Source organism: Aeromonas sp. 55A (genome assembly GCF_051919665.1).
GTDB lineage: Bacteria > Pseudomonadota > Gammaproteobacteria > Enterobacterales > Aeromonadaceae > Aeromonas > Aeromonas veronii.
Genome location: NZ_JBQBEH010000008.1, coordinates 273896 through 286391, shown reverse-complemented (window position 1 = coordinate 286391; position 12496 = coordinate 273896). Strand labels below are relative to the sequence as shown.

The following is a 12496-nucleotide window of genomic DNA, read 5'->3' as shown; positions in this document are numbered from 1 at the left end:
GAAACAAGATGAGCGGAACTGAGGAAGAGGATCTGATGGCTGATGCCTGGGCTGCGGCTCTGGAGGAGCAGGTGACGGCGGAGGCCAAGCCAGCCCCGCTGGAAGAGTTGAAAGATGATGCCCCCATCAGTGCCGAGGAGCGTCGCAAGCTCGACACCATTCTCGATATTCCGGTCACTATCGCCATGGAGGTGGGCCGCAGCCAGATCAGCATTCGCAACCTGTTGCAGCTGAACCAGGGCTCGGTGGTGGAGCTGGATCGGGTTGCAGGCGAGCCGCTGGATGTATTGGTCAACGGTACCCTGATCGCTCACGGCGAGGTGGTTGTGGTGAACGACAAGTTCGGTATCCGCCTGACCGATGTCATCAGCCAGATTGAACGGATCAAGAAGCTCAAATGATGCGCCTCCTGTTGTTATTGCTGCCTGTTCCGGCCTTTGCCGAGACAGCGGCATCTGCCAACGTGCCTAGTCTGAGCTCCTGGTTGCTCTCCAGTCTGATGGTGATTGGTCTCATTCTGGTGCTGGGCTTTCTGCTCAAGAAGAGCAAGCTGGCAACCGCCATGGGGGGCGGCCAGATGCGGGTCATCGCCTCGTTGCCGGTGGGTTACAAAGAGAAGCTGCTGGTGGTCAAGGTGGGCGAACAGCAACTGCTGGTCGGCGTAACACCGCAGCAGGTCAACTTTCTCTACCGGCTGGAGGAGCCGCTGGACGAAAACCAGCCGCAGGCGTTTTCCCAGCAGCTTGGCAAATTGATGGGCAAGCATGAAAAAAGCTAACGGCTTATGGCTGAAAACGGGGCTGCTGGTCAGCCTGCTGATACCACTGTTTTGCTCCTGGCCTGCGCTGGCACAGGACGCCATGTCGGCGGTGACCGTCAAGACCATGGGGGATGGCTCTCAGGAGTACAGCCTGACCCTGCAAGTACTGGCGCTGATGACCGCGCTCTCCTTCTTGCCGGCCATGGTGATCATGATGACCTCGTTTACCCGCATCATTGTGGTGTTGGGTATCTTGCGCCAGGCGATCGGTCTGCAACAGAGTCCCTCCAACCAGGTGTTGATTGGCATCGCCCTGTTTATGTCGTTTTTCATCATGTCGCCGGTACTGGATCGTATCAATGATGAGGCATTGCAGCCCTACCTGGCCGAGACCATTCAGACAAAGGAGGCGCTGGAGCGGGCCGAGTTGCCCATCCATCAGTTCATGCTGGCCCAGACCCGGATCAAGGATCTCAACACCTTTATGGAGATCGCCAACGTGCAGGTGGAGAAACCTGCCGATGTGCCGCTACGGGTGCTGATCCCTGCGTTTGTCACCAGCGAGCTGAAAACCGCCTTCCAGATTGGTTTTATGCTGTTCTTACCGTTCCTGGTCATCGATCTGGTGGTCGCCAGTATTCTGATGGCGATGGGGATGATGATGCTCTCGCCGATGATCGTCTCGCTGCCTTTCAAGCTGATGCTGTTTGTGATGGTGGATGGCTGGAACCTCATTTTGGGGTCACTGGCCAACAGTTTCGGACTGGGTGCCGGTTAGCCGGTCGAGCGCAAGGAGCCCGAACATGAGTCCTGAAACCTTTGTCGACGTCTTTCGCGAGGCGCTCTGGTTGGTCAATATCATGGTCAGCGCCGTGATCCTGCCCAGCCTCGCTATCGGGCTGGTGGTAGCCATCTTTCAGGCGGCCACTTCCATCAACGAACAGACCCTGAGCTTTCTGCCCCGTCTTATCGTGACCCTGCTGGCCCTGGGAATTGGTGCTCACTGGGGAATGCAGAGTCTGATGGACTTCTTCATACTGATGGTCAATCAAATCCCCGAGGTGGTGGGATGACCTACACAACCGCTCTGATCATGGAGTGGTTGTCTTCCATCCTCTGGCCGCTGGCGCGGGTGAGCAGTCTGCTGATGGTGATGGCGGTGTTCGGCAGCCGCCTCGCTCCTGCGCGGGTACGGATGGGGCTGGCTTTGGCCATCACCTTTCTGATTGCCCCGCTGCTTCCGAAAATGCCCCCCATTGAACTCTTCTCTGCCGGCAGCTTTCTGGTATTGGGCCAGCAATTGCTGATCGGTATTGCCCTTGGTCTGATGACCCAGTTTCTGATGGAGAGCTTCGTGATGGCCGGTCAGGTCATCGCCATGCAGACCAGTCTGGGTTTTGCCACCCTGGTGGACCCGATGAATGGCCAGTCGGCCCCCGTAGTGGGTCAGTTTTATCTGATGCTGGCGACCCTGGTGTTTTTGGCGCTGGATGGTCATCTGGTGATGCTGCGGCTGGTCATTCTTAGTTTCGAGACACTGCCTGTCTCCGAGCACGGCCTCTCGGTTTCATCCATGAAAACCCTGAGTGCGTTTCTGGGTGTGATGTATCAGGCTGCTTTGGTGATGTCGCTCTCAGCCATCGTCGCCTTGCTCTTAATCAACTTTGCCTTTGGTGTCATGACCCGGGCGGCGCCGCAACTCAACATTTTCAGTATCGGTTTTGCGGTCAGCATGATGTCGGGTCTGCTGATCCTCTGGCTCACTATCGGCGGGTTCCTCGGTCACTACGACATCATGTGGGAGCGGGTGCAGGAGGTCAGCTGCGAGCTGATCAACACCCAGTGCTTCGGAGGCGCTCATGGCTGATACCGACCAGGAACGTACCGAACAACCCACGGGCAAACGACTGCAACAGGCCCGTGAAAAAGGGCAGATTGCACGTTCAAAAGAGTTGGGGACCGCCAGCGTTCTGCTCTCGGCGGTCTTTGGCCTGTTGATGCTCAAGGGCTCGCTGGCGACTGCCATGATCAAGGTTGTCACCATGGGCTTTACTCTGGACAGGGAGCAGGCTTTCGATCCCAATGCCATGATCGCCATGGTGCCGGCGCTGCTGGGGGAACTGGTGCTTCCGCTGGGACTCTTGTTTGCACTGGTGGCGATTGCCGCTTTTATCGGCAACACCCTGATGGGGGGGATGAACTTCTCCACCGAAGCCATGATGCCCAAGATGAGCAAGCTGAGTCCACTCAGCGGCCTCAAGCGCATGTTCGGGGTGCAGTCGCTGATCGAGCTGGTCAAATCCATCGCCAAGGTGGTGTTCATCACCCTGTTTGCCTGGTGGATGTTATCCAGCCAGTTCAATCACCTGCTCAACCTCTCAATGGAGGGTTTCCCCGGCGGCATTATTGATGCGCTGGAGCTGTTTCTCTGGATGTTGATCATCCTCTGCTGCGCCCTGCTTCCCATCGTTGCCATCGACGTGCCGTTCCAGCAGTGGAACCACATGCGTCAGCTCAAGATGACCAAACAGGAGGTCAAGGACGAGTTCAAGGACAGCGAAGGCAAGCCAGAGGTAAAGGGCAAGATCCGTCAGCTGCAGATGCAGATGGCGATGCGCCGGATGATGGGGGATGTGCCCAAGGCCGATGTGGTGATCACCAACCCGACCCACTACTCGGTAGCGCTCAAGTATGATGCGGGCAAACCCGGTGCCGCGCCCAAGGTCGTGGCCAAGGGCACAGATGAAATTGCAATGAAGATCAGGGAGATCGCCAGAGAGTACGAGATCCCGATCATGCCGTCACCGGCTTTGACCCGGGCTATTTACCACTCAACCGAGCTGGGCCACGAGATCCCGGAAGGGCTGTTTGCGGCGGTTGCCCAGGTGCTCGCCTATGTCTTCCAGCTCAAGAAATTCCGCCGTGGTCAGGGTCGCCGTCCCCAGCCGCTGGCTAAAGATCTCCCCATTCCGACCGAATATCGAAAATGACAAAGTTCTGACGTAGTCAAAATAAACCCATTGTATTTCAATGCCTTGTATTATTGGCTTGATGTTTGCTTTAATCTGGCACCAGCAGGTTGAAATTGAGAAGCGCGATGGAATTCAAGGCAGTATTGGGCCAGTTCAAAGAGTACCGGGGAGTATTGGGCAAAGGCCTTGGCACCCCTCTGCTGGTATTGGCCGCGCTCGGCATGGTGGTGTTACCCATCCCGCCGCTGATGCTGGATGTGCTCTTCTCCTTCAACATTGCCCTCTCCATCGTGGTGCTGCTGGTATCCGTTTATACCCGCCGCCCCCTCGAATTTGCTGCCTTCCCGACCGTACTGCTGCTCGCTACCTTGCTGCGGTTGGCGTTGAACGTTGCCTCGACCCGGGTGGTGTTACTGGAAGGTCATAATGGCAGTGCGGCGGCCGGCCATGTGATCGAGGCGTTCGGTAACGTGGTGATCGGCGGCAACTATGCGGTCGGCATCATCGTTTTCACCATCCTGATGATCATCAACTTTGTGGTGATTACCAAGGGTGCTGGGCGGATCGCGGAAGTGAGTGCCCGTTTTACCCTTGATGCGATGCCGGGCAAACAGATGGCCATCGATGCCGATTTGAACGCCGGCCTCATCAATCAGGAAGAGGCGAAGAAGCGTCGCCAGGATGTGACCCAGGAAGCTGACTTCTACGGCTCCATGGATGGTGCCTCCAAGTTTGTCAAAGGGGATGCCATTGCGGGCATCATGATCCTCTTTATCAACATCATCGGCGGCTTCATCATCGGGATGATGCAGCACCAGCTGACCTTCAGCGAATCGGCCGAGATCTATACCTTGTTGGCCATCGGTGACGGTCTGGTGGCGCAGATCCCCTCCCTGCTGCTCTCCATCGCCGCCGCCATCATAGTGACCCGTCAGAATACCGATCAGGACATGGGTACCGCAGTACTAGGCCAGCTGTTTGACAATCCCAAGGCGCTGATCATCTCGGCCGGGATTCTGCTGATGATGGGGCTGGTGCCGGGGATGCCGCATTTCGCCTTCCTGAGTCTGGGGGCTCTTGCCGCCGCTGGCGCCTGGTGGTTGCTGCGCCGCGAGAAACTGGCGGCCGCCAAAGCAGCCAAGGGCGAGCTGCTGCCTGCCACTGCCGAACAACCTCATGAGCAGAAAGAGCTGAGCTGGGACGATGTGATGCCGGTGGACATCATCGGGCTTGAAGTGGGTTATCAGCTGATCCCGCTGGTGGATCGCAATCAGGGTGGCGAACTACTCAACCGGATCAAAGGGGTGCGCAAGAAACTCTCGCAAGAGCTGGGCTTTCTGGTCCCGGCCGTCCATATTCGCGACAACCTGGATCTGGCGCCAAACCAATACCGCATCACCTTGATGGGGGTCAGTACCGGCGAGGCCAATGTCTACCATGATAAGGAGATGGCCATCAATCCGGGGCAGGTGTTCGGCCAGATCCAGGGGATAGCGACCCGGGATCCCGCCTTCGGGCTGGAAGCGGTCTGGGTTGCCAAGGAGATGGTCTCTCAGGCACAGACGCTGGGGTATACGGTGGTAGATACCGCGACCGTGGTGGCTACCCATCTGAGCCAGATCCTGACCAACCATGCGGCTCTGTTGCTGGGTCATGACGAGGTACAACAGCTGCTCGACATGATTGGCAAACATCAGAGCAAGCTGGTCGAAGGGCTGGTGCCGGAAGTGATCAGCATGGGTAACCTTGTGAAGGTATTGCAGAATTTGCTCAATGAAGGCGTGCCAATCCGCGATATGCGCACTATCCTGCAGACCCTGGTTGAATACGCACCGCGCAGTCCGGATCCGGAAGTGCTAACGGCCGCTTGCCGGATTGCCCTGCGTCGCCTGATTGTGCAGGAGATTGCAGGCCCCGATCCCGAGCTGCCGGTGATTACCTTGGCGCCGGAATTGGAACGTATATTGCATCAATCTCTGCAGGCTGGTGGCGGTGATGGTGCCGGTATTGAACCGGGTCTGGCAGAGCGGATGCAGCGTTCGCTGGTGGAAGCCACTCAACGACAAGAATTGGAAGGCCAACCGGCCGTGCTTCTGACATCGGGGATCTTGCGCAATACCCTGGCGAAATTTGTCAAGAATGCCATTCCTGGATTGCGCGTTCTGTCTTATCAGGAAGTGCCCGACGACAAGCAGATCCGCATCGTCAGTGCGGTAGGGCAGAACTAGTTAGCGGAGACGACGGGTGAAGATTAAGCGGTTTTTTGCCAAGGATATGCGAACGGCTCTGGCCGAGGTCAAGGAGACTCTCGGGCCTGACGCCGTCATCATGTCCAACAAGAAGGTCACCGGAGGGGTAGAGATAGTCGCCGCAGTCGATTATCAATCCCAGGTCCCGGGGCCCAAAGATGCGCCGGTTCGCCGTCAGCTGAACGATGAGAGCGTCAATATTTCGTCTGCTGCACGGCAGATGATCCGCCCCGAGCCGTCGCCGGCGAAGGAGCAGAACGAACATTATGCCGATACCCTGGCCGCCTTGCTGGCGCGCCAGCAGAAGCTCAAGCCGGGCAACGGGGCGCCAATGGGCAATACCCAATCGGCCGGGCTGGCCGCTGCCAATGCAGCGCCCAGAACATTGGCCGAGCAGGGGCAGTGGGGCGCAGCTCCCGAACCTGCCAAGCCCAAAGCCCGGGTTGCGTCCGGCCAGCGCCCCCCTCAACCTGCCCAGCGGGATCAGGAGATGGAAGGGATGCGCAAGGAGATGGCCAGCATCCGTAAATTGCTGGAGCACCAGATCTCCGGGCTGATGTGGCAAGAGGTGGAGCGCCGCGAACCGATGCGGGCCCTGTTGATCAAGGAGCTCAAGAAACTGGGCTTTGATGATGCGTTTGCCGATCAACTGGCGGGACTGATCCCCGAAGATATGTCCATCCATCAGGCGATGGCCCAGTTGGCCGAGGTGCTGACGGCCCAGCTCAAGATCAGTGAGGACGAGATCATGCGTCAGGGCGGCGCGGTGGCGCTGCTTGGCCCGACCGGGGTGGGCAAAACCACCACTATTGCCAAGCTGGCGGCCCGTTTCGCCATGAAGTATGGCGCCGAGCAGGTGGCGCTGATCACCACCGACAACTACCGGATTGGTGCCCATGAACAGCTGCAGACCTATGGTCGCATCATGGGGTGTCCGGTGCGGCAGGTGCGTGATGCAGAAGAGCTGGCCAATGCCCTTTATCAGTTCCGCCACCGTCGGCTGGTACTTATCGATACGGCTGGAGTTGGCCAACGGGATATCCGGCTGACCGAGCAGCTCGATACCCTGGTCAAGAATGCCAAGGTGCGGATCCGCAGTTATCTGGTGATGTCGGCAACTTCCCAGCGTCGGGTGATGCAGGAGGCGGTTGACCATTTCCGGCGTATTCCATTAAGCGGCTGCATACTTACCAAATTGGATGAAAGTCTGAATCTGGGCGAAGTGATTAACGTGTGTATCCAGAATTCATTGCCCATCAGCTATATCACTGACGGACAAAGGGTTCCGGAAGATATTCAGGTTGCCAATGCGGCGCAGCTCGTCGGGGCTGCCATGGGCTCGCTGGAGCGAGAAACAGAGGAGCCCTATTTCTGGGGCGCAGGCTTTGGCGAGGCCGAAGATTCGGAGTTTTATGAGTAACATGTATATGGATCAGGCGAGTGGTCTGCGCAAAATGCGTCAAAACAATCGAGTAAAAGTAATCGCCGTTTCCGGTGGTAAAGGGGGCGTGGGCAAGACCAACGTGACCCTGAACGTGGCCGGAGCCATGGCTGCCCAAGGCAAGCGGGTGATGGTGCTGGATGCCGACCTGGGTCTGGCCAACGTCGACGTCATGCTGGGGCTGCGGGTTCATCGCAACCTCTCTCACGTGCTGGCGGGTGAATGCACCATCGACGATATCATCGTCGAAGGTCCATACGGCATGATGATCGTGCCTGCGACCTCGGGCACCCAGTCCATGGTCGAGCTTTCTCCGGTGCAGCATGCCGAACTTATCCGTGCCTTCAGCGAAATGAAGACCCAGGTCGACATCCTGCTGGTGGATACGGCTGCGGGGATCTCCGACATGGTGCTGAGCTTCACCCGCGCAGCGCAAGACATCATGGTGGTGGTCTGCGATGAACCGACCTCCATCACCGATGCCTACGCCCTCATCAAGATCCTCTCCAAGGATCACGGTGTGTTTCGTTTCAAGGTGGTGGCCAATATGGTGCGCAGTCTGCGCGAAGGGCAGGAGCTCTTTGCCAAACTGACCCGGGTCACGGATCGTTTCCTCGACACCTCGCTGGAACTGGTTGCCTGTGTACCTTATGACACCAATCTGCGTGCCGCCGTGCGCAAGCAGAAGCTGATTGTCGAGGCGTTTCCCAAGTCGCCGGCCGCACTGGCGTTCCGGGCCCTTGCCAACAAGGCTGCGAGCTGGCCGGTGCCCAACCAGCCGGGCGGCCATCTGGAGTTTTTCCTGGAAAATTTGTTGCAGAAACCGGCCACAACACAGGAAGGTTCCCGTGAATAAAGCCCAAGCGTACTTGCGTCATCAGGATTCCTACGTGCTGGTGGAGCGTCATGCTCCCCTGGTCAAGCGAATTGCCCAGCATTTGTTGGCTCGCCTGCCCAGCAGTGTCTTGCTGGATGACCTGATCCAGGCAGGTATGATTGGGCTGCTTGAAGCCTCCCGCAACTTTGACGGTAGCAAGGGGGCCAGCTTCGAGACGTATGCCGGGATCCGCATCCGAGGCGCCATGCTGGATGAGATCCGGCGTGGTGACTGGGTACCCCGCTCTGTGCATCGCAACAGCCGGGCTATTGCAGAAGCGATCGAGAATGTCGAGCAGACTCACGGGCGTGACGCGCGAGATACCGAGGTTGCTGCCGAGATGGGGGTCTCCATCGCTGATTACCATGCGATGCTGCAAGATGTCTCCTGCGGCAAAATTATCGGTATCGAGGATCTGGGGGTCAGCGAGGATGTGATCGGCAACCCCGATGATGCTCCTTCAGGCTCGGGATTCGATGAATTGGCTGCCGAGCGATTTCAGATTCAATTATCCGAGCAAATTGGTCGTCTACCAGAGAGAGAAGCTTTGGTTCTCTCTCTTTACTACGATGAAGAGCTGAATTTGCGTGAAATTGGCGAGGTTTTGAATGTCAGCGAGTCGCGTGTGAGCCAGATCCACAGTCAGGCAATGCACAGATTGCGTGCTCGTTTGAGAGATTGGCATCTATAAGTGTTTGTACTGGCTACACTGAGATGAAACTCTAAGGCATAATCCGCACGACACAACCCGTTTTTAGCATCATGTAAGTGAGCCACTCTGGTGGCTATTTAGGAGGGAATTTTGGACAAGAACATGAAAATCCTCATTGTTGACGATTTTTCAACGATGCGCCGGATTATCAAGAACTTGCTGCGCGACTTGGGATTCAACAATACCCATGAGGCGGATGACGGCAATACAGCGCTGCCGATGCTGAAAAATGGTGATTTTCAGTTTGTAGTTACCGACTGGAACATGCCTGGCATGCAAGGTATTGACCTGCTTAAAGCCATCCGTGTCGATGAGAAGCTCAAGCATCTGCCGGTACTGATGGTAACTGCTGAAGCCAAACGTGAGCAGATCATTGAAGCCGCCCAAGCTGGCGTCAACGGTTACATCGTCAAGCCCTTCACCGCAGCAACGCTCAAAGAAAAACTCGACAAAATTTTCGAACGAATTGGCTAAGGAGCTGCAGGGATGATGGCCAAAACGAGAGCAATGATTTCGCTCGACCAGGCAAGGATGCTTGTTGTTCATCTGGAGCAAGGCGAATTTGAGCTGGCCGATGAACTGCTTGCCGAAGTATGTGCCCCCAACGCAGCCGATCTGTTTGAAAAAGTAGGTCAGCTGACCCGACAACTGCATGATTCACTTCAAGAATTTCGCCTCGATCCCCGTATTCCCGATTTGGCTACCCATGACATTCCCGATGCTCGGGAGCGTTTGAGCTACGTTATCGATATGACCGACAAAGCGGCCAATCGCACAATGGATGCGGTGGAAGCCAGTTTGCCGATAGCGGATCGCCTGAATGACAATATCCAGCTGGTGATGCCGAACTGGAATGCCCTGATGTCTCGTGACATGAGCGTGGGGCAGTTCAAATCCTTATGTCACCAACTTGATGATTTTATTAAGGCTTCAGAGTCTGATGCCGATAAATTACGGCAACTGCTGACAGAAATCCTGATGGCACAAGATTTTCAGGATTTGACAGGTCAGATGATCCGCAAGGTCATCAAGCTTGTTCAGGAAGTTGAAACAAAATTAATAGAAATGCTGACCATGTTTGGTGAGGCTTCTGCTGAGCATTCAACTCGTAGTATTCCTGTTAACGGGATTGAAGCAGAGGGCCCTATCATGAACCCCGAGGCTCGTGCCGATGTGGTCAATGGTCAGGATGATGTGGACGATCTGCTGTCTAGCTTGGGATTCTAATGGAGTGACGCATGGCCTTCGAAGTTGATGAAGACATACTGCAAGACTTTCTGGTCGAAGCATCCGAAATATTGGAACAGTTGTCTGAACAACTGGTCGACTTGGAAAAGCGGCCCGATGACAAGAACCTGTTGAATGCTATCTTTCGCGGTTTCCATACCGTGAAAGGGGGGGCAGGTTTTCTGTCGCTCGGTGAACTGGTTGATGTATGCCACGGTGCGGAAAACGTGTTCGATATCTTGCGTAATGGCAAGCGAACCGTTACTGCGGAGCTGATGGATGTGATCCTGCAAGCGCTGGACGCCATCAATGTCATGTTCGCCCAGGTTCAAAATCGCGAAGCCCCCAGCCCTGCGTCAGATGATTTGCTTCATGACCTCCATGAGTTGTGCAAGCCAGAAGGGGAAGAGCAACTGCGCACTGCTACCAGTGCGGCTGCGGCTGTAGAATCTGAACCTGCAGCACCGGTAGTTGTTGAAGAAGTTGCTCCAGAAGTTGTTGAACCCGCAGCCACCAGCAGCGAGCCTGCTCCTGTCAATGGCGGCGGCTCGATAGATGAAATTTCTGCAGACGAATTTGAACGCCTGCTGGACGAGCTCCACGGCGTGGGTGGGGCACCGACCAAGACGGTTGCAGCAGCGCCTATCGCTGGTGGCTCTGGCGATATCACCGATGATGAGTTTGAGGCCTTGCTGGATCAACTCCATGGTCAGGGACAGCACATGGGGGCGCCAGAGGTGAATCCTCTGAAATCGGTGCAAAAAGAGGTGGACGAGCTTATCGATGATGATGAGTTTGAACGCCTGCTTGATGAATTGCATGGTCGTGGTCAAGGGCCTCAGAGTACTATGGCACCTGCCGCACCTGCCGCACCTGCCGCACCTGCCGCACCTGCCGCACCTGCCGCACCTGCCGCACCTGCCGCACCTGCCGCACCTGCTGCGGTGACTCCGCCCAAACCGGCCACTCCTGTTGCCAAACCAGCACCGGCTGCCCCCGCAAAACCTGCCGAAGCAGCCAAGACACCAGCGCCTGCCGCCAAGGCGGCACCTGCGCCAGCAGAAAACAGTGCCGTACAAAGCGATACGACGGTGCGGGTGGATACCAAGACCCTCGATGTCATCATGAACATGGTAGGTGAGTTGGTACTGGTCCGTAACCGTCTGGTGAGCCTGGGTATTGCCAGCAATGATGAAGAGATGTCAAAGGCGGTTGCCAATCTGGATGTGGTAACGGCTGACCTGCAAGGTGCGGTGATGAAAACCCGCATGCAGCCAATCAAGAAGGTCTTTGGTCGTTTCCCGCGCGTGGTACGTGATCTGGCAAGAACCCTCAAGAAAGAGATTGAGCTGGTGATGGTGGGGGAAGAGACCGATCTTGATAAAAACCTGGTAGAGGCGCTCGCCGATCCTCTGGTTCACCTTGTTCGCAACTCATGCGATCACGGGGTCGAAATGCCGGATGTGCGGGAGAAAGCGGGCAAACCGCGGCAAGGGACGATCACCCTTAGCGCCTCCCAGCAAGGTGACCATATTCTGCTTTGCATCGAGGATGATGGGGCTGGTATGGATCCTGAGAAACTCAAGTCCATCGCAATCAGTCGCGGTGTTCTGGATGCAGATACTGCCGCTCGCATGAGCGACAACGATGCCTATAACCTGATCTTTGCCCCGGGCTTTTCAACCAAGGCCGAGATCTCCGATATCTCTGGCCGTGGTGTCGGAATGGATGTGGTTAAAACCAGCATTGTCAGCCTCAATGGATCGGTGCACATCGATTCCACCTGGGGGAAAGGTACCCGTCTCGAAATCAAGGTTCCGTTGACGCTAGCCATTCTGCCGACTCTGATGGTTGAGGTGGGTGAGCAGACCTTCGCACTTCCCCTCGGTTGTGTGAACGAGATTTTTCATCTGGATCTGAAAAAGGCCAACATGGTTGATGGCCAGCTCACCATCATTGTGCGCGAGAAGGCGATACCGCTCTTCTATCTGCACAAATGGTTGATTCGTGGCGCCAACAAGCGTTCACGCCAGGATACCGGACATGTGGTTATCGTGCAGATTGGCACTCAGCAAATCGGGTTTGTGGTAGATAGCCTGATTGGTCAGGAAGAGGTAGTGATCAAGCCACTTGATAACCTGCTGCAAGGCACCCCTGGCATGGCCGGGGCGACGATTACCAGTGATGGCGGAATTGCTCTTATTTTGGATGTGCCGAGTCTGCTCAAAGCATATGCGCGTAGACATTAATAGCTCAGG

General features: G+C 56.3%; 13 protein-coding genes. All 13 read left to right on the top strand.

All coding sequences use genetic code 11. The annotated features are described in order from the left end of the window. Window positions 1-8: 8 nt before the first annotated feature. Window positions 9-401, top strand: a complete 393-nt coding sequence (gene fliN / locus ACTG2G_RS05075) for a flagellar motor switch protein FliN (protein WP_005298791.1) — start codon at window positions 9-11, stop codon at window positions 399-401. Then, complete coding sequence (gene fliO, locus ACTG2G_RS05070) at window positions 398-778, top strand: flagellar biosynthetic protein FliO (RefSeq protein WP_005362049.1); 381 nt, start codon at window positions 398-400, stop codon at window positions 776-778. Before fliN ends, fliO begins: the two co-directional genes overlap by 4 nt. Next, window positions 765-1538, top strand: coding sequence for a flagellar type III secretion system pore protein FliP (gene fliP / locus ACTG2G_RS05065; RefSeq protein ID WP_376888374.1), 774 nt, complete (start codon window positions 765-767; stop codon window positions 1536-1538). Before fliO ends, fliP begins: the two co-directional genes overlap by 14 nt. 25 nt (window positions 1539-1563) lie before the next feature. After that, entirely contained in the window at window positions 1564-1833 is a 270-nt protein-coding gene (gene fliQ, locus ACTG2G_RS05060; RefSeq protein ID WP_005334727.1) for a flagellar biosynthesis protein FliQ, read from the top strand. Further along, entirely contained in the window at window positions 1830-2627 is a 798-nt protein-coding gene (gene fliR, locus ACTG2G_RS05055) for a flagellar biosynthetic protein FliR (RefSeq protein WP_429221030.1), read from the top strand. Before fliQ ends, fliR begins: the two co-directional genes overlap by 4 nt. Continuing rightward, a complete protein-coding gene (gene flhB / locus ACTG2G_RS05050) occupies window positions 2620-3750 on the top strand; it encodes a flagellar biosynthesis protein FlhB (protein WP_005334720.1) in 1131 nt (376 codons plus the stop codon). Before fliR ends, flhB begins: the two co-directional genes overlap by 8 nt. A 107-nt stretch (window positions 3751-3857) precedes the next feature. Next, window positions 3858-5960: a flagellar biosynthesis protein FlhA gene (flhA, locus tag ACTG2G_RS05045; protein WP_005353675.1), complete on the top strand. Its 2103-nt coding sequence runs from the start codon at window positions 3858-3860 to the stop codon at window positions 5958-5960. A 16-nt stretch (window positions 5961-5976) separates the two neighbouring features. Continuing rightward, the gene (gene flhF, locus ACTG2G_RS05040) at window positions 5977-7401 is read left to right on the top strand and encodes a flagellar biosynthesis protein FlhF (protein WP_021229881.1); all 1425 of its coding nucleotides are present in this window, start codon (window positions 5977-5979) and stop codon (window positions 7399-7401) included. Between the two features lies 1 nt (window position 7402). After that, entirely contained in the window at window positions 7403-8278 is an 876-nt protein-coding gene (locus tag ACTG2G_RS05035) for a MinD/ParA family protein (protein WP_013723550.1), read from the top strand. Continuing rightward, entirely contained in the window at window positions 8271-8990 is a 720-nt protein-coding gene (locus ACTG2G_RS05030) for an RNA polymerase sigma factor FliA (protein ID WP_019444723.1), read from the top strand. The genes ACTG2G_RS05035 and ACTG2G_RS05030 overlap by 8 nt, the downstream gene beginning before the upstream one ends. 123 nt (window positions 8991-9113) lie before the next feature. After that, on the top strand, window positions 9114-9485 hold the full coding sequence (gene cheY, locus ACTG2G_RS05025; protein ID WP_005334709.1) for a chemotaxis response regulator CheY: 372 nt from the start codon (window positions 9114-9116) through the stop codon (window positions 9483-9485). Window positions 9486-9497: 12 nt separating this feature from the next. After that, window positions 9498-10238, top strand: coding sequence for a protein phosphatase CheZ (locus ACTG2G_RS05020; protein WP_100653282.1), 741 nt, complete (start codon window positions 9498-9500; stop codon window positions 10236-10238). An 11-nt stretch (window positions 10239-10249) separates the two neighbouring features. Beyond that, window positions 10250-12487 (top strand): chemotaxis protein CheA, encoded by a 2238-nt coding sequence (locus ACTG2G_RS05015; protein ID WP_439985242.1) that lies wholly within the window; start codon window positions 10250-10252, stop codon window positions 12485-12487. Window positions 12488-12496: the final 9 nt, after the last annotated feature.